Source organism: Pseudomonas sp. UBA5568, assembly GCF_002425525.1.
GTDB lineage: Bacteria > Pseudomonadota > Gammaproteobacteria > Pseudomonadales > Pseudomonadaceae > Aquipseudomonas > Aquipseudomonas fulva.
In genome coordinates, this window is record NZ_DIMK01000003.1 from 88,906 (window position 1) to 108,569 (window position 19,664).

The following is a 19,664-nucleotide window of genomic DNA, read 5'->3' on the forward strand; positions in this document are numbered from 1 at the left end:
GCATGGCCGCTGGATAGGTTGAGCTTAATCGCTGCCCTTGCGTCAAAAATGAAAAACCGATGAAACATCGGCCACGCCAGGGCTGATCCGTTTTGTGTTTGTGCCCGCCATCGAACCCGTGGCATATAGGCAGGTCAATCAGACGTCGTCGATCATTCGCAATCGTGGAGAGCCGAGCATGAGCACACCCGCTTACCAACCCCCGAAGGTATGGCGCAACGAAGCGGCCTCTGGTGGCCACTTCGCCAGTATCAACCGGCCGGTCGCCGGGCCTACCCATGACAAGGACCTGCCAGTGGGCGAGCAACCGCTGCAGCTTTATTCCTTGGCTACACCCAATGGCGTCAAGGTCACTATCGCCCTGGAAGAGCTGCTGGAACTCGGCCATGCCGGCGCTGAATACGATGCCTGGCTGATCCGTATCGGCGAAGGTGACCAGTTCTCCAGCGGCTTCGTGCAGGTCAATCCAAACTCCAAGATTCCCGCATTGGTTGACCGCAGCGTCGAGCCGCCGGTGCGGGTATTCGAATCGGGGTCCATCCTGCTGTACCTGGCCGAGAAGTTCGATGCCCTGCTCCCGCAAACTGCAGCCGAACGCACCGAAGCCCTGAACTGGCTGTTCTGGCAAATGGGCGCGGCGCCGTACTTGGGTGGTGGGTTTGGGCATTTCTACGTGTATGCGCCGGAAAAAATCGAGTACGCGATCAATCGCTTCACCATGGAAGCCAAGCGGCAGCTGGACGTGCTCGACCGCCGTTTGGGCCAAACCACCTACCTTGCCGGCGGTCATTACAGCATCGCCGATATAGCGGTGTGGTCATGGTACGGCCAGCTTGTGCTGGGCAACCTCTACAACGCTGCAGAGTTTCTCGCAGTTCACGAATACCCCAACGTTCAGCGCTGGGCCCAGGCGATCGCTGCACGTCCCGCCGTGCAACGCGGCACGCGCGTGAACCGGACCTGGGGTGATGAAGCCAGCCAGGTACCGGAGCGGCATTCGGCAGCGGATCTGGACTGAACGGCCTGCTGATCCTCGGGCGGCCCTGCTGGCGGGGCCGCCCAGGTGTCAATGAGGTGCCCCCATTCAATGCCCCCTTGCACGCACCCGTTTGCTCCTGCGCACACCTGCGTACCCTTTAACCTTCTTGTACACTCCCCGCATTAGCCTAATGCTGTTCACTTAGGGCCGCTGCGCGGCCCATCGCGGTCCCAACGATCTCAGATGAACAGCATTATCGCATTAGCTCAACCTGCATTTTCTGGTGAACGCATGATCGAGGTAACCGAGGTTTCCATCGCCGAGTTGCGCAGCGCGCTCGAGGCGGGCCGCACGACGGCGGTCGAACTGGTCAAGGCCTACCTGGCCCGCATGGACGCCTACGATGGCGCCGGCACCGACACCGCCCTCAACGCCGTGGTAGTGCGCAATCCCGATGCACTTGCCGAAGCCGAGGCCTCGGACGCCCGCCGGGCCCGTGGCGAGGTGCTCGGGCCCTTGGACGGCATACCCTACACCGCCAAGGACAGCTATTTGGTAAAAGGCCTGACCGCAGCGTCCGGTAGCCCAGCCTTCAAGCACCTGATAGCCCAGCGCGACGCCTTCACCATCGAACGGCTGCGCGGAGCCGGGGCCATCTGCCTGGGCAAGACCAACATGCCGCCCATGGCCAACGGTGGCATGCAGCGCGGCGTCTATGGTCGCGCCGAGAGCCCCTACAATGCGGCGTACCTGACCGCGCCCTTCGCTTCGGGCTCCTCTAACGGTGCCGGTACCGCGACAGCTGCGAGCTTCTGCGCCTTCGGCCTGGCCGAGGAAACCTGGTCCAGCGGCCGAGGCCCTGCGTCGAACAACGGGCTGTGCGCCTACACCCCTTCACGCGGGATCATTTCGGTCAGGGGTAACTGGCCCCTCACGCCGACGATGGATGTGGTCGTGCCGTTCGCCCGCACCATGCATGACCTGCTGGAAATTCTCGACGTGGTCGTGGCCGATGATCCCGATACCCGGGGTGACCTATGGCGGCTGCAGCCCTGGGTCTCGATCCCGAAACCCTCGCAGGTCCGCCCGACCAGCTACCTGGACCTGGCAGCAGGCACCGCCGCCCTGCAAGGCAAGCGATTCGGCGTACCGCGCATGTACATCAACGCCGACGAGCACGCGGGCACGTCGGAAAAACCGGGCATTGGCGGCCCTACCGGCCAGCGCATCCAGACGCGGGCAAGCGTCATGACGCTGTGGCAGCAAGCTCGCCAAGCCCTGGAAAAGGCCGGTGCCCAGGTTGTGGAAGTCGACTTCCCGCTGGTCTCCAACTGTGAAGGCGACCGGCCGGGCGCGCCGACCGTCTACAACCGGGGCATCGTCAGCAAGGCATTCCTGCACGATGAGCTGTGGGAGCTCTCCGGCTGGGCGTTCGACGACTTCCTGCGCGCCAATGACGACCCGAATCTCAACCGGCTGGCGGATGTGGACGGTCCACGAATTTTCCCACACGACCCTGGCACCCTGCCCAACCGTGAGGATGATCTGGCCGCCGGCATGGATGAGTACGTCAACATGGCCAAGCGCGGCCTGAAGACCTGGGATCAGATCGAGACCCTGCCTGACGGTCTGCGTGGCCTTGAACAGACTCGCAAGATCGACCTGGAAGACTGGATGCAAGCGCTTGGGCTCGATGCCGTGTTGTTCCCCACCGTGGCCGACGTCGGGCCGGCCGACGCCGATGTGAACCCGACATCGGCCGACATTGCCTGGAGCAATGGCGTGTGGGTGGCCAACGGGAACCTGGCCATACGCCACCTGGGCGTGCCCACGGTCACCGTGCCCATGGGCGTGATGAGCGACATCGGTATGCCGGTAGGCCTGACCTTCGCGGGGCGGGCCTACAGTGACACTGCACTGTTGAGCTTTGCCGCAGCGTTCGAAGCCACCGGTTCACGGCGGATGATTCCACCCCGCACCCCGCCCTTGGGCTGACGGCACAACAGAGCGCCAGGCATCTCGCGAAAATCAACGTTATGTGTAAATATGCACAAACTGTTGATTGGAAGAGTTCGCATGGCCCTCTTACCCGAAGATGAACGCCGCTTGACCTTGAGCGTGCTCAAAGCCTCCATTGAGGCCTTGGGCAGCGTTGTCACACAAAACACCGAAATCCTGCTTCACGACCTGGACCATCCCGAACGGTCCGTCGTTGCCATCGTCAATGGCCACCTCTCAGGCCGGCAGGTGGGAAGCCCTATCCTGGCTGTACCGGAGCAGGATCAAGGCCTGAAAGCGTTGCTCAAGGCCGCGGCTGATCAGCAAGGCTGCGGGCCTGTCGTACTGCCCGACTACCCGACCGCCATCAAGGGCCGCACGCTGCGCAGCGCTACCGCGATCTTTCGCGACAGCGCTGGCCACCCCTTCGCCAGCCTGTGCATCAACACCGATGTCACGGGCCTGGAGGCTGCCATGGGCTTTTTACAAAGCTTCGCGCCCATGGGCACCGCGCCCGCGCTGGCGGAGCCCGCCGACATGGAGGCGCTGATGACCGAGATCATCCAGGCGGCCCTGCATGGCACCGGCCAAGGCCGCATGACCAGGCAAGCCAAGATCGAAGCGGTGCGCGTGATGCAGGAACGCGGGCTGTTCATCGTCAAGGGCGGCGTCGAGAAAGCGGCCAACGCCCTCGGCGTGACCCGGTACACCGTCTACAACTACCTCGAACATTTGCGCGGAGCCTCCCAGTGACCTTGCACATCCCTACCCCCCTTATCGAATCACGCCCATTGTCGCTGGCTGCCGATTGCACAGTCTGGCTCAAGCTCGAGGCATTGCAGCCCTGCGGCTCCTTCAAGCTGCGCGGCGTCGCCCACGCCTGTGAGTTCCACCACGGCCGCGGCGCTAAACGGTTCGTGTCGTCGTCAGGCGGCAATGCCGGGCTCGCCGTCGCCTATGTCGGGCGCAAGCTCGGCCTTCCCGTGACCGTTGTCGTGCCCGAGACCACCACCGCGCGCGCCCAGCAATTGCTGCGCCTTGAAGACGCGGAGGTCATCGTCCACGGGCAGTCCTGGCAGGAGGCCAATGCGTTGGCGCTGAGCCTGATGGGCGACGATGCCGCGTTCATTCACCCGTTCGACGATCCGCTGCTGTGGGAAGGCCATGCCAGCCTGGTCGACGAGGTGGCAGAAGCCGGCATCAAGCCCGATGCCGTCGTGCTTTCCGTGGGCGGCGGCGGTTTGCTGAGCGGCGTCGTGCAGGGGCTACAGCGCAATGGTTGGGCCGATGTGCCGGTCCTGGCCGTGGAAACCCAGGGCGCAGCCTCCCTGCATGCCGCCATCGAAGCCGGCGAATTGGTGACGTTGGAGCGGCTGGATACGATTGCCACCACGCTGGGCGCGAAACAGGTAGCCGAACACGCGTTTCTCTGCACCCAGGAACATCCCGTGCAAAGCCTGCTGGTCAGTGACCGGCAGGCCCTGGAGGCGTGCGAGCGCTTTTTGCTGGATCACCGTCTGCTGGTCGAGCCGGCCTGCGGCGCCGCTTTGGCGGTGGGGTATGACGCCGGCGCACTGGCAAGCTACCGCAATGTACTGGTGGTCGTGTGCGGGGGCGCCACGGCAACCTTGGCGCAGATCCAGGCGTGGCGGGCAGCGCTCGAGGCATGAAACCAGCCTGCGGGTGCGGGGAGCGGCCCTGAACCCGCTCCTTGCGTCACAGGCTGCAAAGTGCACCTGACGAAACGGCTCATAAAAAAGCCCGTGATACACACGGGCAACTGAGCACCAACGCAATAACCTGTGTTCTCAGCCCTTCTTCAATGCCTGCTCTTTGTGCATGGCCATGTGCCCGGTCTTGTCGCTCTTGACCTCGTACTGTGGCTCCTCCTTTGAGCAATGGCGCTGACGCCCCATGAATTCGACATCCTGGGTATGCACTTTCTCGACGGTGCCATGTATGACGCCGGCCTCTGAGTTCCAGTGCACCTTGTCACCTTTCTTGAAGGCATTGCTCATCGATTTCTCCTTGCACCCTGCGTGGGAAGATTGAGAGTGTCATCTGTCGTTGTTCTACTGAGCACGCCGAACGCAAAAAGATTCAGTCACGGCAACGCTGCCCGGACGAAATGCAATTGCACCCTTTCGATCTGCGGCGAGTGAAGGCACAATGCGTGTCCTTTTTTTGGCCGGCCTTGCCGAGGGCCTCTAAATGATCAATACGCCGTACTACCTCATCGACAAGACCAAGCTGCTGAGCAACATGCAGAAGATCGCCTATGTGCGCGAACACTCGGGTGCCAAAGCGCTACTGGCGCTCAAGTGCTTCGCCACTTGGTCGGTGTTCGACCTGATGCAGCAGTACATGGACGGTACCACGTCGTCTTCGCTGTACGAGCTCAAGCTCGGCCGCCAGAAGTTCGCCGGTGAAACCCACGCCTATAGCGTGGCGTGGGCCGACGACGAGGTCCAGGAGATGCTCGAGAACTGCGACAAGATCATCTTCAACTCCATTGGCCAGCTGCAACGCTTCGCCGAGCAGTCCGAAGGCAAGGTCCGGGGTTTGCGCGTCAACCCCCAGGTCAGCAGCTCGGACTATCAGCTGGCCGACCCGGCGCGCCCGTTCAGCCGCCTGGGGGAATGGGACCCGGCCAAGATCGAGACCGTGATCGATCAGGTATCAGGCTTCATGTTCCACAACAACTGCGAGAACGGCGACTTCGCCTTGTTCGATCAGATGCTGTCCCGTATCGAGGAACGTTTCGGCCACCTGCTGCACAAAGTGAAATGGGTAAGCCTGGGCGGCGGCATCCACTTCACCGGCGAAGGCTATGCACTGGACGATTTCTGCGCGCGCCTGAAGGCGTTCTCGCAGACCTATGGCGTGCAGGTCTACCTGGAGCCAGGTGAAGCCGCGATCACCCAGAGCGCTTCGCTGGAAGTGACTGTGCTGGACACGCTGTACAACGGTAAGCACCTGGCCGTGGTCGACAGCTCGATCGAAGCGCACATGCTCGACCTGCTGATCTACCGCCTCAACGCCAAGATGGCGCCCAACGACGGCGAGCACACCTACATGGTATGCGGCAAGTCTTGCCTGGCCGGCGATATTTTCGGTGAATACCAGTTCGAACGCCCGCTGGCGATCGGCGACCGCCTGTCCTTCGTGGATGCTGCGGGTTACACCATGGTCAAGAAAAACTGGTTCAACGGTTTGAAGATGCCATCCATCGTGGTCAAGCAACTCGACGGCAGCGTCGAGGTGGTACGCGAGTTCGGTTTCGAAGACTACGTTTCCAGCCTGTCGTAAGACAGGCCTCGTCTGTAAGGAGCAACAGGTAAATTGAAGAAGAACGTTCTTATCATTGGTGCAGGAGGTGTCGCCAAGGTGGTGGCCCACAAGTGCGCGCAGCATAACGACGAACTGGGTCGTATTGCCATCGCGTCACGGAACATCTCCAAATGCCAGGCCATCATCGACAGCGTCAAGGCCAAGGGTAGCCTCAAGGTACCCGCCGACATTCAGGCCTTTTCGCTCAATGCCCTCGACGTCGAGGCAACCAAAGCATTGATCCGCGAGACCGAATCGCAAATCGTGATCAATGTCGGCTCCGCGTTCCTGAACATGTCGGTGCTGCGTGCGTGCATCGATACCGGCGTCGCCTACCTGGATACCGCTATCCACGAGGAGCCGGGCAAGATCTGTGAAACCCCGCCATGGTACGGAAACTACGAGTGGAAACACCTCGAAGAGTGCCAGGCCAAGAACATCACGGCCATTCTCGGCGTCGGTTTCGACCCGGGTGTGGTCAACAGCTACGCCAAACTGGCGCAGCAGCAGTATTTCGACCACATTGATTCGATCGACATTCTCGACGTCAATGCAGGCTCGCATGGCAAGTACTTTGCCACCAACTTCGACCCGGAAATCAATTTCCGCGAGTTCACCGGGCAGGTGTGGAGCTGGCAGAACAGCCAGTGGACCAGCAACACCATGTTCGAAGTCAAGCGTACCGATGACCTGCCCGTGGTGGGTTCGCAAAACCTGTACCTCACCGGTCACGATGAAGTGCACTCCATCTCCAAGAACCTGAACGTACCCAACGTCCGATTCTGGATGAGTTTCGGCGAGCATTACATCAATGTATTCACGGTCCTGAAAAACCTGGGCCTGCTCAGCGAGCAGCCAGTCAAGACCGCAGAAGGCCTGGAAGTGGTACCGCTTAAAGTGGTCAAGGCCGTGCTGCCTGATCCTGCGTCCCTGGCGCCCGGCTACACCGGCAAGACCTGCATCGGTGACCTGGTCAAAGGCACCAAGGACGGGCAGCCCCGTGAAGTGTTCATCTACAACGTGGCCGACCACGAAGAGGCGTACGCTGAAACGGACAGCCAGGGCATTTCCTACACTGCGGGCGTGCCACCGGTCGCCGCTGCCTTGCTGGTCGCCCGCGGCGAGTGGGATGCCAAGCGCATGGTCAACGTCGAGGAGCTGCCCGCCGAGCCGTTCCTCAAGGCGCTGGACATGATGGGCTTGCCAACCCGGGTGAAGGATGAAAAAGGTGACCGTCCGTGGGACGCTGAAGCCTGATTCACCCCAGAGGGCGCCGTTGAGGCGCCCTCTTCCGTTATCGATCAGCCCACACTGAATCTTTGTTAACCACTTAAATCCCTCAGCCGTCCGCTGTCCAACCATTCATCGGATAACCCACGAATTTGCTCGGATACCCCGCCGCGCGGCGTTCAACCCTTGCAATTGACCCTGGCCCTCAATACTGTATGAATACTCAGTACGACAGGTAAGAGTCATGCAACTGATCGCCAAACTGGGCATTCTTGCCGATGCCGCCAAATACGATGCATCGTGCGCCAGTAGTGGTGCGCCAAAACGCAGCTCGCGTGGTGGCAATGGTTTGGGCGCTACCAACGGCATGGGCATTTGCCACAGCTATACACCCGATGGTCGCTGCGTGTCTCTGCTGAAAATTCTGCTTACCAACTTTTGCCTGTACGACTGCCAGTATTGCGTCAACCGACGTTCGAGCAATGTGCCTCGCGCACGGTTCAGCCCCGAAGAAGTGGTACGCCTGACCTTGGACTTCTACCGGCGCAACTGCATCAGTGGCCTGTTCCTGAGCTCGGGCATCATTCGCTCTGCCGACTACACCATGGAGCAGCTGATCAGAGTGGCGCGATTGCTGCGCGAAGAACATAACTTCCGTGGCTATATCCACCTCAAGACCATTCCGGACGCCGATCCGCTGTTGATCGAAGAAGCAGGCCGCCTGGCCGATCGCTTGAGCGTCAACATCGAGCTGCCCACCGACGACAGCCTCAAGCGCCTGGCACCGGAAAAACAAGCGTCGACCATTCGTCAAGCCATGGGCGTGATTCATCAGGGGCAGCAAGCGGTGGCCAACGAGCCTCGCGCTCCGCGCTTTACCCCTGCCGGCCAAAGCACCCAGGTTATTGTCGGGGCCGACAGTACCGACGACAGCACATTGCTGCGCAATGCCGAATCGCTGTACCAGGGGTACGGCCTCAAACGCGTCTACTACTCAGCCTTCAGCCCTATCCCCGACAGCCCGGGCAGCGTGCCACTGGCCGCCCCGCCTCTGCTGCGTGAACACCGCTTGTACCAGGCCGATTTCCTCTTGCGTGGATACGGTTATAAAGCCGGCGAGCTGTTGGGCCAGACCGGCAACCTGGCGTTGGATATCGATCCCAAGCTGGCATGGGCACTGGCCAATCGCGAAGTGTTCCCGCTGGATGTGAACCGCGCAGAGCCCGCGCTCCTCGCTCGCATTCCAGGGATAGGCCTGCGCAGTGTGCAGCGCCTGGTCGCCTTGCGTCGCGAGCGGCGTATCCGCTATGACGACCTGATTCAGCTGCGCTGCGTGCTCGACAAGGCGCGGCCCTTTATCGTGACCAGCGATTACCGCCCAGCCCAGGCCGACCTACGCAGCAGCCTGCTGCGTGCCCGCCTGCGCGAGCCACAGGCACCGGTTCAAATGGGGCTCTGGGGGTGATTGCGCTCGATTGCGATGACCTGTTCGGGATCTGGCGTGAGCAAGCCAGGTCCTTGCTGAGCCATGGCATCGATCCATCGCAAGTCACCTGGTCGCAGGGGCCCATGACCGACATGCTGGCGGACACCACCACGCTGCCGGCGGGTACGGGCCCGTTTCGGGCAAAGGTGCCAGCGGCCTTGCTCGGTCAACTGGAAGAAGCGGCACGCTATCACGGCGAGCAGCGGTGGAACCTGTTGTACGACGTGCTGTGGCGGGTCGCCCACGGCGACCGCACGGCGATGCTGGCCGGTGATCGGCTGGGCAGCGAGCTGCATCGACGCATCAAGCAAGTCAGCCGTGAAGCCCATCATCTGCATGCGTTCTTGCGGTTCGTGCCGCTACCTGAAGCGCTGGTCGAGCACTTGCAATTGGACCTGGTCGCTTTTCACGAACCTGCTCACGACATTCTGCAAAGCGCCAGCCCCCATTTTGCCGACAGACTGGGACGGCTGCGGTGGCTGATCGCAACGCCGCGCGATGGCATCCGCTATGACGGCCGCCATTTCGACTATCAACGCCGCTGCCCGGAGCTCTGGCAGCAATGGGCGCAGCACGCAGAAGACCCTGGCGCCGAGTTGTGGCGTACCTACTACCGCCATACCTTCAACCCCGCCCGCCTGAATCCGAATGCCTTGCGCTTGCATATGCCTGGCCGGTTCTGGCGCCATTTGCCAGAAGGGATGCTCATCCCTCAACTGGAGGGCCTGGCGCGCCAAGGCAAGCAGCGTGACGGCCAGGCCGTGGAAGTAGCGGCCCAAGCTGGCAAGCAGATCAACAAGTCCTCCCGGGAAGGTTGACTGCCAGCAGGCAACCAAAGCGTCTGCGACAAACCCTGTCTCGAGCCGAACGTTCCGCGTGCCCTGCCGTCTTAACCTGAGCCGGTGCCGACACGCAAAGAGGACGCGAGATGACCCAACCCGACCCGTCATACGTCAAATGGCTTGAAGAACGCTCCATGCTAAAGGCATCCCAGGAGCGGGCCAGCCTGTACTCCGGGCAAGCGCGCCTGTGGCAACAGCCCTACGCCCAGGCACAGCCGCGCCGTGCGACAGAAATCGCCTCCGTCTGGCTCACGGTCTACCCCGATGCGATCATCGCGCCGGATGGATGCTCAGTGCTGGGTGCCTTGGCCCATGAAGCGCTATGGAAGCGTCTGTCAGACATTGGTATTCAAGGGGTGCACACCGGGCCGATCAAGCGTTCCGGCGGCATCAGCGGACGCGAGGTTACGCCGAGTGTAGACGGCAACTTCGACCGTATCAGCTTCGACATCGACCCGCTTTACGGTACCGAGCAGGAACTGGTGCAGATGAGCCGCATGGCCGCTGCCCACAATGCCGTGACCATCGATGACCTGATCCCTTCGCACACTGGCAAAGGCGCCGACTTCCGTCTGGCCGAGCTGGCGCTGGCGCCCTACCCTGGCCTCTACCACATGGTCGAAATCCGTGAAGAGGACTGGGGGCTGCTACCTGACGTGCCCGAGGGCCGCGATTCGGTCAACCTGCTCCCAGCTCAGTGCGACGAGCTCAAGGCCCGCCACTATATCGTCGGCCAGCTGCAACGGGTGATCTTCTTCGAGCCAGGCGTCAAAGAGACTGACTGGAGTGCCACGGCGCCGATCACGGGCGTGGATGGCAAAACCCGCCGCTGGGTTTACCTGCATTATTTCAAGGACGGTCAACCCTCCCTGAACTGGCTAGACCCGACGTTCACGGCGCAGCAGATGATCATCGGCGATGCCCTGCACGCCCTGGACTGCCTGGGCGCACGTGGCTTGCGTCTGGATGCCAACGGTTTCCTTGGCGTCGAAACCCGGGCCAGCGGCACCGCCTGGTCGGAAAGCCATCCCTTGTCGCTGGTTGGTAACCAGTTGATCGGTGGCATGATCCGCAAGGCAGGAGGGTTCAGCTTCCAGGAGTTGAACCTCACCCTCGATGACATCGCCCAGATGTCCAGCGGCGGTGCCGACCTGTCCTACGACTTCATTACCCGACCGGCCTATCAGCACGCGCTGCTGACCGGCGACACCGAATTCCTGCGCTTGATGTTCAAGGAAATGCACGCCTTCGGCATCGACCCGGCCTCGCTGATCCATGCCTTGCAAAACCATGACGAGTTGACGGTCGAGCTGGTGCATTTCTGGACACTGCATGCGCATGACATGTACCTGTACAAGGGCCAGACCTTGCCAGGCAGCATCCTGCGCGAGCATATCCGCGAGGAGATCTACGAGCGCCTGTCCGGCGAACACGCACCTTACAACCTGCGGTTCGTCACCAATGGCATCTCCTGCACCACGGCCAGCTTGATCACCGCCGCCCTGGGAATCCGTGAGCTTGACGACATCACCCCCGAGCAGGTCGAATCGATACAGAAGCTGCATTTGCTGCTGGTGATGTACAACGCCATGCAGCCTGGGGTGGTGGCCATATCCGGCTGGGACCTGGTAGGCGCCCTTCCCTTGCCGGGCGAAGCGGTGGCTGAGCGAATGACCGACGGCGACACTCGCTGGATTCATCGCGGCGGTTATGACCTGGCAGGTCTTGACCCAGATGCGCACACCTCTGTGCGGGGCATGCCGCGTGCGCGCGCGTTGTACGGCAGCCTTGATGAACAACTGGAGCGCAGTGACTCGTTCGCCAGTAAGGTCAAGAAGCTGCTCGCGGTTCGCCAGGCGTATGGCATCGCCACTAGCCGGCAACTGCTGGTGCCGGATGTGACTTCGCCTGGCCTGCTGGTGATGGTTCACGAACTGCCTGCAGGGCGCGGTACCCAGATAACCGCCCTGAACTTCAGCCAGGACGAGATCAGTGAAGAACTGCAACTGACCGGTTTCACACCAGGCCCTGTGGTGGACATGATCAACGAAACGGTCGAAGGCGATTTGACCGAGGACGGGCGGTTGATGGTCAACCTGGACCCTTACGAAGCGCTATGCCTGCGCATCGTCAACAGCAGTGGCCACGTCTGAGGTGCTGTGACTTGCATTTGCAAGCGCCTGGGCATAGTTTGCGCAAGTCAACTTACCTGTGCCCAGGAGCAACGCAATGTACACCGGCATCGTCCAGGCCGTCCGCCCTCTGCTTGATATCGCCCGTCACCCTGGCCACAACCAGTTCACCATCGACCTCACCCCGGCACTGCTCGACGATCTGAAGATCGGTGCCAGTGTCAGCGTTGAAGGCACTTGCCTGTCGGTCACCGAAATCGAAGGCACGCAGGTGCGCTTCGACGCCATGACGGCAACGCTGGAACGCACCAACCTGCGAAACCTGCAGCCCGGCCAAGGGGTAAACATCGAGCGCTCGGCAAAAATGAATGCGGAGGTGGGCGGCCACCTCATGGCTGGCCACATCGCCACCACTGCAGACATCGTCGACATCTCCATCGCCAACGCCGGTGCATACATCAAGTTCCGCATGCCGCCCGAATGGGCCAAGTACGTCTTTGCCCGTGGCTTTATTGGCGTCAATGGCTGCAGCCTTACCGTCGCCGACATCGACGACAACGTGGTCACCATCAACCTCATTCCAGAAACCCTGCGCCAGACCACGTTCACCCGTTATCAGAAAGGCGACCTGCTCAATATCGAAGTCGATCACCACACCATGGTGCTGGTCGATGTCGTGGAGCGCACCATTCGTAACACCCTGGCCCGCGAGCAACGGTAGACCCGAGGACTGCACATGCTGCCAGCCACCACGGCCACACCTACCTCCAAGCGCCATCGTGTCCACAGGTTACGAGGCCGCGTAGGGTTGGGGCTGGTGGCCGGCCTGTCGGTACTGGCAGGGATGACCGATGCCATCGGTCTGTTGGCCTTGGGCGATTTCGTATCGTTCATGAGCGGCAACACCACCCGCCTTGCCGTCGCCATCAATGACGTCGATGGCCCGATGATACTGCGCCTGGCAGGTGCGCTGTTGGGCTTCGTGGCCGGCAATACCCTGGGTGTGGTGCTGGCACACTCATGCCGGCGCCGTGCTTGGCCAGTGTTGCTGGTGGTAGCCGTTCTGCTCGGGTTTGCGGGGATGATGCCCGCGCCGAATACCTCAGTGCCTTTGTTGGCCGCCACATTGGCGATGGGGATGATCAATGCAGTGGTTGAACAGGTCAACGGTCTGCCGATTGGCCTGACCTACGTTACTGGTGCCCTTTCGCGCTTTGGTCGTGGCCTGGGCCACTGGATGCTGGGCGCTCGCCGTCATGGCTGGCGGGTGCAACTGGTGCCGTGGCTGGGCATGTTACTGGGGGCCGCCTGTGGCGCTTGGTTGCAGAAACACCTGGGTCTTCAGGCTATGGTCGGCAGTTGCCTCTTGACCTGCCTGCTGACCCTGGTGTCGCTGCTCATTCCTCGTGCCTGGCAGCGAGGCTACATGCCTCGCTGATCAGTCGATACGGGGATGCTGCTGCACCAGCAGCTTGCGCTTGGCCTCCAGTTCAGCAATCTGGGTATCGATGTCTTCGATTTTCTGCTCGATATTGTCGTGGTGCTCCTGAAGCAGCTCGCGCGCCTCATCGATGTCGGAGGCCGCTGGCGCCGCGCCACGCAACGGCTTGTTGGCCGTTTCCTTCATGGTCACGCCGGTGATGAAACCGATCACGGCAATCACCATCAGGTAGTAAGCCGGCATGTACAGGTTGCCGGAGCTTTCCACCAGCCAGGCGGCCAGGGTCGGGGTTAGGCCTGCAATCAGCACCGAAATGTTGAAAGCACTGGCCAAGGCGCTGTAGCGGATATGCGTCGGGAACATCGCTGGCAGGGTCGAAGCCATCACACCGATGAAGAAGTTGAGCAGCACGGCCATCAGCAGCAGGCCTGCGAAGATCAAGCCCAGCACGCCGCTGTTGATCAGCATGAAGGCAGGAATCGCCGCCGCAAACAGGCCGACGCTGCCCAGAATGATGAAGGGCCGACGGCCAAACTTGTCACTCAGAAGGCCGATTATCGGCTGCACGAACAGCATGCCCACCATGATCGCGATGATGATCAGTACACCGTGATCTTCGCTGTAATGCAGGTTGTGGGACAGGTAGCTGGGCATGTACGTCAGCAGCATGTAGTACGTGACGTTCGTCGCGATCACCACGCCGATGCAGGTGATCAGGCTACGCCAGTGCTTGGTCGCCACTTCCTTGAACGACACCTTGGGCCCGGAAGCCAGGCCTTCACGGTCACCTTGCTCCAGTTTGTCGACATGCTGCTGGAAGGCTGGGGTTTCCTCCAGCGCATGACGCAGGTACAAGCCGATCATACCCAGTGGCAAGGCCAGGAAGAACGGCAGGCGCCAGCCCCACTCGAGGAATTTCTCCTCACCCAATACGGTGGAGATCATCACCACCACGCCGGCGCCCAGTACGAAGCCGGCGATGGAGCCGAAGTCCAACCAGCTGCCCAGGAAACCACGCTTGCGGTCAGGCGCATACTCGGCCACGAAAATCGAAGCGCCGGTGTACTCCCCCCCTACCGAGAAGCCCTGGGCCATCTTGGCCAGCAACAGCAGAATCGGCGCCCATATGCCGATACTGGCATAGGACGGTATCAGGCCAATGGCGAATGTGCTCAAGGACATGATGACGATGGTGGCGGCGAGAATCTTCTGTCGCCCGAAACGGTCGCCGAGCGCGCCGAAGAACAAACCACCCAGTGGTCGGATCAGGAACGGCACGGAGAAAGTGGCCAGCGCGGCAATCATTTGAACGCTGGGGTCGGCATTGGGGAAGAACACTTTGCCCAGGGCATAGGCGACGAAGCCATAGACGCCGAAGTCGAACCACTCCATCGCATTGCCCAGCGCAGCGGCGGTAATGGCCTTGCGCATCTTGGCGTCATCGACGATGGTGATGTCCTTCAGGCCAATCGGCTGAACCCTTTTCTTGCGAGATTTCATTTATTTATCCCTGACGGTGACTGCTCTAAGGGATCAGATACAAAGGGACACTAAATAATTCAGCGCTTAGCGTTTTTTTGTGAAACGCAGGCTTAAAGAGGGATGCGAGCTTTTGGGGCGCTGGGTCATTGGGGCTGCTGCGCAGCCCCAATGACCACGTTTTCAAATACCTTCCAGCGCCAGGTCCATGGCAAAGTAGGTCAGGATCAAGTCGGCGCCCGCACGCTTGATCGCCCCAATGCTCTCGCGCATGACGCGGCCCTCATCGATGGCACCAGCCAGTCCACCGAACTTGATCATGGCGTACTCGCCACTGACTTGGTAGGCCGCCAATGGCAGGCGCGAGGCGTTACGAATGTCGGCAATCACATCCAGATAGGCACCCGCCGGCTTGACCATGAGTACGTCGGCGCCCTCCTGCTCGTCGAGCAGTGATTCGCGCACCGCTTCGCGGCGATTCATGGGGTTCATCTGGTAGCTCTTGCGGTCGCCCTTGAGCGCCGTACCGCCCGCTTCGCGGAAAGGCCCATACAAGGAAGAGGCAAACTTGGTGGAGTAGGCCATGATCGCCGTGTCATGGAAGCCTGCGCCGTCCAGCGCACTGCGAATTGCCTGGACCTGCCCGTCCATGGCCGCCGAGGGCGCGATGAAATCAGCACCTGCCGCGGCGGCAATCACGGCCTGCTTGCCGAGGTTGGCCAAGGTGGCGTCGTTGTCCACGCCGTGGTCATGCAGCACGCCACAGTGGCCGTGGCTGGTATATTCGCAAAAGCAGGTATCGGACATCACGACCATTTCCGGCACCGCATCCTTGCAGATCCGCGACATGCGCGCGACCAGGCCGTTTTCATTCCAGGTGTCGCTGCCCACGGCGTCCAGATGGTGGGAGACCCCAAAGGTCATCACCGAACGAATGCCAGCACGGGCGTAACGCTCGATCTCCTGCGCCAACAGCTTCTCGGGGATGCGATTGACCCCAGGCATGCTCTTGATCGGCACGAAGTCATCGATACCCTCCTCCACGAAGATCGGCAAGATCAGATCATCGAGGCGGAACTCGGTCTCCTGAAAAACGCTGCGCAGCGCTTGACTCTTGCGCAGACGGCGGGGACGGACGGACGGGAAAAGAGTGGACATGACAGCTCCAGAAAGATGAACGGCGTATACCTTAAGCCCGAGCCGCGACACTGGAAAGGCCAAATGACGAGATATTGTCTTGCGTCAAAGGCAATGACCGTCGCGCGGGCCAAAACCTGGCCAGCGCAGCCTGATGTATGGCGTTCGCCCGCACCGGCAGGTTGGATGTGTCAACGCAGCCAGGGCGGCGGTGGCTCCTGAGCCTGGGGTTGCGCCTGCTCGGCCTCGGCTCGCGCTTCACGGCGGCGGGCATCGTCCAGCCGGGCGGCATCGATCTCGCGCATGATCCCCGCCACGTCCGCTGCCTGCTCATCTTCAGCGAACAACCCCGTGAGCGGACTGTCGGGACGCAATTCGCCGGCTTCGTACAGGGCCCACATTTCCTGCGCATAACGGGTGGCTTTCAGCTCAGGTGCAAAGCGTCCGAAATAGTGCGCCATGTTCGACACATCGCGCTGCAGCATGCTGAACGCATGGTTGTTGGCCGCAGCGTCCACTGCCTGAGGCAAGTCGATGATCACCGGCCCGTCCGGGCCCAGCAGTACGTTGAACTCCGAGAGGTCGCCATGGACGAGCCCCGAGCAGAGCATCAGTACGATCTGGCTGATCACGAACCGGTGATAGTCCCGCGCCTGGTCCGCCTCGAGGTAAACATCGTTCAGCCGGGGCGCAGCATTGCCATCGGCATCGGTCACCAGCTCCATGAGCAGCACGCCATCCTGGAAGTCGTAGGGCTTGGGTACCCTGACGCCTGCCCCGGCCAGCCGGAAGAGCGCGGCCACCTCGGCGTTCTGCCAGGCATCCTCGGCCTCCTTGCGCCCGTACTTGCTACCCTTGGCCATGGCCCGGGCCTGACGGCTGTTTCGCACCTTGCGCCCTTCCTGATACTCGGCCGCCTGGCGGAAGCTGCGCTTGTTGGCTTCCTTGTACACTTTGGCGCAGCGTACCTGGTTGCCACAGCGCACCACGTACACGGCGGCCTCCTTGCCACTCATCAACGGCCTCAGTACCTCGTCGACCAGGCCGTCCTCAATCAGGGGTTCGATTCTCTTGGGTGTCTTCATCAGGCTGTGTTCGGGTCCTGGCTGTGATGCGGCCTATCCTCTCACAGCCGAGTCGTACTTGCTTGCCCATGTGCCACGCAAGCCGATAAACAAGCAAAGCAATGCAACAGGCGCCAGATGAATTATTCTTAAATCGCCTGCTGGCCGTTCTTTGGCACAATCAGGCTTTCATCTGGATGCCCGGGAACCCGCATGCCTCGCGTACTCACCATCGAAGACGACGCCGTCACCGGTCAGGAAATCGTCGCTGAACTCAACAGCCATGGCTTGGACGTTGACTGGGCCGACAATGGCCGCGAGGGCCTGGCCAAGGCCATCGCCGGCGGTTATGACCTGATCACCCTTGATCGCATGTTGCCGGAGGTGGACGGGCTGACCATCGTCACCACCCTACGCAATCTCAAGATAGCCACGCCCATTCTGATGATCAGCGCACTGTCGGACGTGGATGAACGGGTGCGGGGCCTGCGTGCAGGCGGCGACGACTACTTGACCAAGCCGTTCGCCTCGGACGAGATGGCAGCGCGCGTCGAAGTCTTGCTGCGCCGCAACAGTGTGCCCATGACGCAGACTAAGCTGCAGGTGGCCGACCTGGAGCTGGACCTCATCACCCATGAAGCCCGGCGCGGCGAGCACACGCTCAATTTGCTCCCCACCGAGTACAAACTGCTCGAATACCTGATGCGTCACAGCGGTCAGGTCATCACGCGGATGATGATCTTCGAGGAAGTCTGGGGGTATCACTTCGATCCAGGCACCAACCTCATTGACGTGCACATCGGCCGCCTGCGCAAGAAGATCGACCTGCCTGGCCAGTCGCCGTTGATCCGTACCGTACGGGGCTCCGGTTATGCCATTGCTGAACCCGTCTAAGGGCTGGAGTTCGTCCACGAGCCGGCTGCTGGCGCTTTACAGTTTTCTGTTCGTGGCCTGGAGCAGCATCCTCATGGGGGTGCTGTACTTCGAGGTTTCCAGCTACCTGAACAAACTCACCCGGCATTCGATGCTGCAGCGCCAACACCTGTTCGCGCACATGAGCGGCAAGCAACTGGACGACGCTCTGATCGCCAGCCAGGCGTTCGAAGAACGCAGTTTCGATGCCTATGGCCTGTTCGACGCGCAACTCAACCCGTTGGGCGGCAGTGTGCGTGCCCTGCCCCCTGAGCTGGCACTGGACGGCAAGATTCACGAGCTCAAGCGCTGCCTGAATGCCGACGATCCGAACATGCCGCGCCATAGCTGCGATGCGGTGGCGATCAAGGTGCAGGATGGCCGTTGGTTGGTGTTGTTCCGGGACAACGGCTCGTTGTTCGTCGTCACACGTATCATCCTCGACGCCTTGCTGTGGGGCATCTCGTTGACGCTGATCCCGGGTTTTGCAGGTTGGTACCTGCTCAGGCGCAGGCCGCTCAAGCGCATCCGTGCGGTACAGGCCCAGGCCGAACTGATCGTGGCGGGCGACCTGACCCATCGCTTGCCGCTGTCGGCACGGCGCGATGAGTTGGACATGCTGGCTGCCATCGTCAACGCCATGCTCGACCGCATCGAGCGCCTGATGCACGAGGTCAAGGGTGTGTGCGATAACATCGCCCACGACCTGCGTACGCCGCTGACGCGGCTGCGCGCGCAGCTGTACCGCATACGCCAGCAAAGCGATGCCGATACCGCCCAGGCGGAGGCGCTGGACCAAGCCATTGGTGAAACCGATACGCTAATGGCCCGTTTTCGCGGGCTGTTGCGGATCAGCGAATTGGAAGATCGCCAGCGTCGTGCAGGGTTCACGCAGCTGGACCCACATGACCTGTTGGTGGAACTTCACGATTTCTACCTGCCATTGGCGGAGGACGGTGGCATCCAATTGACCTTGCATCAACCAGGGCAGCTGGCAGCGCTGCATGGCGACCGCGAGCTGTTGTTCGAGGCGCTGGCCAACCTGGTGGGCAACGCCATCAAGTTTACGCCTGAAGGAGGACAGGTACAGATCGCAGCCTCCCAAGATGACACGGGCGTGCACTTGGCTGTGGAAGACACGGGACCTGGCATTGCGGAACAGGAGCGTACTGCGGTGCTCAAGCGGTTCTATCGCAGCGACGAGGGGCATCGGCATGTGGGCTTCGGCTTGGGTCTGTCCATCGTGGCGGCGATCGTGGACTTGCATGGGTTTGGTTTGGAGATCGGTGAAAGTCGGCTGGGAGGGGCGAAGCTGGTGTTGCATTGTCCTCTTGCGGGCTTGGTTAAGTAAGCCGGTGCAGGGCTGGCAATCGTTGCGATGGTGCGGGCATGGAGCGGGCTTGTAGGGGGCGCTGGACCGGCGCGGGGACCCGCGCAGTAAATCCAAAAGTTCCTATTTCGTGTTTGAGTCTTTTAGGGCCGCTTTGCGGCCCATCGCGGCACTAGGCCGCTCCTACAAGTTGCTAGATACCCAGCAGATATCGTGACCACTGTTCTGAATATAACCATTACGCGTACCCAGATGGCTCCACTAAGGAGAGTTTAACGGTTTACTGTTGATCTTGATCTTGATC

17 protein-coding genes are annotated in these 19,664 nt (G+C 61.2%); 13 read left to right on the forward strand and 4 right to left on the reverse strand.

The window, feature by feature from the left end:
- The first annotated feature begins 178 nt into the window (after positions 1-178).
- The 4 genes from yghU (at position 179) to B2S33_RS02285 (ending at position 4,647) form a co-directional block, all read left to right on the forward strand.
- Positions 179-1,018, forward strand: a complete 840-nt coding sequence (gene yghU, locus B2S33_RS02270; protein WP_028687861.1) for a glutathione-dependent disulfide-bond oxidoreductase — start codon at positions 179-181, stop codon at positions 1,016-1,018.
- A gap of 252 nt (positions 1,019-1,270) precedes the next feature.
- Positions 1,271-2,974, forward strand: a complete 1,704-nt coding sequence (locus B2S33_RS02275; protein ID WP_288649725.1) for an amidase — start codon at positions 1,271-1,273, stop codon at positions 2,972-2,974.
- Between the two features lie 51 nt (positions 2,975-3,025).
- Positions 3,026-3,730, forward strand: a complete 705-nt coding sequence (locus B2S33_RS02280) for a helix-turn-helix transcriptional regulator (RefSeq protein WP_414707690.1) — start codon at positions 3,026-3,028, stop codon at positions 3,728-3,730.
- A complete protein-coding gene (locus B2S33_RS02285; protein ID WP_110607352.1) occupies positions 3,727-4,647 on the forward strand; it encodes a pyridoxal-phosphate dependent enzyme in 921 nt (306 codons plus the stop codon). The genes B2S33_RS02280 and B2S33_RS02285 overlap by 4 nt, the downstream gene beginning before the upstream one ends.
- Positions 4,648-4,785: 138 nt before the next feature.
- Here B2S33_RS02285 and B2S33_RS02290 read toward each other — a convergent pair whose 3' ends face one another.
- A complete protein-coding gene (locus tag B2S33_RS02290) occupies positions 4,786-4,995 on the reverse strand; it encodes a DUF2945 domain-containing protein (RefSeq protein ID WP_027916466.1) in 210 nt (69 codons plus the stop codon).
- A 193-nt stretch (positions 4,996-5,188) separates the two neighbouring features.
- Here B2S33_RS02290 and nspC point away from each other — a divergent pair, with 193 nt between their 5' ends.
- The 7 genes from nspC (at position 5,189) to B2S33_RS02325 (ending at position 13,435) form a co-directional block, all read left to right on the forward strand.
- Positions 5,189-6,286, forward strand: a complete 1,098-nt coding sequence (gene nspC / locus B2S33_RS02295) for a carboxynorspermidine decarboxylase (protein ID WP_027916467.1) — start codon at positions 5,189-5,191, stop codon at positions 6,284-6,286.
- Positions 6,287-6,319: 33 nt separating this feature from the next.
- A complete protein-coding gene (locus B2S33_RS02300; RefSeq protein ID WP_049696073.1) occupies positions 6,320-7,564 on the forward strand; it encodes a saccharopine dehydrogenase family protein in 1,245 nt (414 codons plus the stop codon).
- A 217-nt stretch (positions 7,565-7,781) separates the two neighbouring features.
- Positions 7,782-9,002 carry a putative DNA modification/repair radical SAM protein gene (locus B2S33_RS02305; protein ID WP_023533877.1) on the forward strand — a complete coding sequence of 407 codons (1,221 nt, stop codon included), beginning with the start codon at positions 7,782-7,784 and terminating at the stop codon, positions 9,000-9,002.
- Positions 8,993-9,841 carry a TIGR03915 family putative DNA repair protein gene (locus tag B2S33_RS02310; protein WP_027916469.1) on the forward strand — a complete coding sequence of 283 codons (849 nt, stop codon included), beginning with the start codon at positions 8,993-8,995 and terminating at the stop codon, positions 9,839-9,841. Before B2S33_RS02305 ends, B2S33_RS02310 begins: the two co-directional genes overlap by 10 nt.
- Positions 9,842-9,951: 110 nt before the next feature.
- Entirely contained in the window at positions 9,952-12,018 is a 2,067-nt protein-coding gene (gene treS / locus B2S33_RS02315) for a maltose alpha-D-glucosyltransferase (RefSeq protein WP_132579161.1), read from the forward strand.
- 76 nt (positions 12,019-12,094) lie between these two features.
- Entirely contained in the window at positions 12,095-12,718 is a 624-nt protein-coding gene (locus B2S33_RS02320; RefSeq protein WP_027916471.1) for a riboflavin synthase, read from the forward strand.
- Between the two features lie 15 nt (positions 12,719-12,733).
- Positions 12,734-13,435, forward strand: a complete 702-nt coding sequence (locus tag B2S33_RS02325) for a YoaK family protein (RefSeq protein ID WP_027916472.1) — start codon at positions 12,734-12,736, stop codon at positions 13,433-13,435.
- On the opposite strand, the gene proP is transcribed toward B2S33_RS02325, so the two are convergent.
- The 3 genes from proP to B2S33_RS02340 form a co-directional block, all read right to left on the reverse strand.
- Complete coding sequence (gene proP / locus B2S33_RS02330) at positions 13,436-14,938, reverse strand: glycine betaine/L-proline transporter ProP (protein WP_027916473.1); 1,503 nt, start codon at positions 14,936-14,938, stop codon at positions 13,436-13,438.
- Between the two features lie 162 nt (positions 14,939-15,100).
- Positions 15,101-16,075 (reverse strand): porphobilinogen synthase, encoded by a 975-nt coding sequence (hemB, locus tag B2S33_RS02335; RefSeq protein ID WP_027916474.1) that lies wholly within the window; start codon positions 16,073-16,075, stop codon positions 15,101-15,103.
- A 170-nt stretch (positions 16,076-16,245) separates the two neighbouring features.
- Positions 16,246-17,139, reverse strand: a complete 894-nt coding sequence (locus B2S33_RS02340) for a PA4780 family RIO1-like protein kinase (protein ID WP_027916475.1) — start codon at positions 17,137-17,139, stop codon at positions 16,246-16,248.
- Positions 17,140-17,331: 192 nt separating this feature from the next.
- On the opposite strand from B2S33_RS02340, the gene B2S33_RS02345 reads away from it, so the two are divergent.
- Both B2S33_RS02345 and B2S33_RS02350 read left to right on the forward strand, forming a co-directional pair.
- A complete protein-coding gene (locus B2S33_RS02345; protein WP_027916476.1) occupies positions 17,332-18,012 on the forward strand; it encodes a response regulator transcription factor in 681 nt (226 codons plus the stop codon).
- Positions 17,990-19,381 carry a sensor histidine kinase gene (locus B2S33_RS02350; protein WP_280077846.1) on the forward strand — a complete coding sequence of 464 codons (1,392 nt, stop codon included), beginning with the start codon at positions 17,990-17,992 and terminating at the stop codon, positions 19,379-19,381. Before B2S33_RS02345 ends, B2S33_RS02350 begins: the two co-directional genes overlap by 23 nt.
- The last annotated feature ends 283 nt before the right edge of the window (positions 19,382-19,664 follow it).

Bases quoted from the DNA above. Each gene is read 5' to 3' on its own strand.
- yghU (WP_028687861.1), top strand. From the start codon at position 179: ATGAGCACACCCGCTTACCAACCCCCGAAGGTATGGCGCAACGAAGCG.
- B2S33_RS02275 (WP_288649725.1), top strand. From the start codon at position 1,271: ATGATCGAGGTAACCGAGGTTTCCATCGCCGAGTTGCGCAGCGCGCTC.
- B2S33_RS02280 (WP_414707690.1), top strand. From the start codon at position 3,026: ATGCACAAACTGTTGATTGGAAGAGTTCGCATGGCCCTCTTACCCGAA.
- B2S33_RS02290 (WP_027916466.1), bottom strand. From the start codon at position 4,995: ATGAGCAATGCCTTCAAGAAAGGTGACAAGGTGCACTGGAACTCAGAG.
- nspC (WP_027916467.1), top strand. From the start codon at position 5,189: ATGATCAATACGCCGTACTACCTCATCGACAAGACCAAGCTGCTGAGC.
- B2S33_RS02305 (WP_023533877.1), top strand. From the start codon at position 7,782: ATGCAACTGATCGCCAAACTGGGCATTCTTGCCGATGCCGCCAAATAC.
- treS (WP_132579161.1), top strand. From the start codon at position 9,952: ATGACCCAACCCGACCCGTCATACGTCAAATGGCTTGAAGAACGCTCC.
- B2S33_RS02320 (WP_027916471.1), top strand. From the start codon at position 12,095: ATGTACACCGGCATCGTCCAGGCCGTCCGCCCTCTGCTTGATATCGCC.
- B2S33_RS02325 (WP_027916472.1), top strand. From the start codon at position 12,734: ATGCTGCCAGCCACCACGGCCACACCTACCTCCAAGCGCCATCGTGTC.
- proP (WP_027916473.1), bottom strand. From the start codon at position 14,938: ATGAAATCTCGCAAGAAAAGGGTTCAGCCGATTGGCCTGAAGGACATC.
- hemB (WP_027916474.1), bottom strand. From the start codon at position 16,075: ATGTCCACTCTTTTCCCGTCCGTCCGTCCCCGCCGTCTGCGCAAGAGT.
- B2S33_RS02340 (WP_027916475.1), bottom strand. From the start codon at position 17,139: ATGAAGACACCCAAGAGAATCGAACCCCTGATTGAGGACGGCCTGGTC.
- B2S33_RS02345 (WP_027916476.1), top strand. From the start codon at position 17,332: ATGCCTCGCGTACTCACCATCGAAGACGACGCCGTCACCGGTCAGGAA.
- B2S33_RS02350 (WP_280077846.1), top strand. From the start codon at position 17,990: ATGCCATTGCTGAACCCGTCTAAGGGCTGGAGTTCGTCCACGAGCCGG.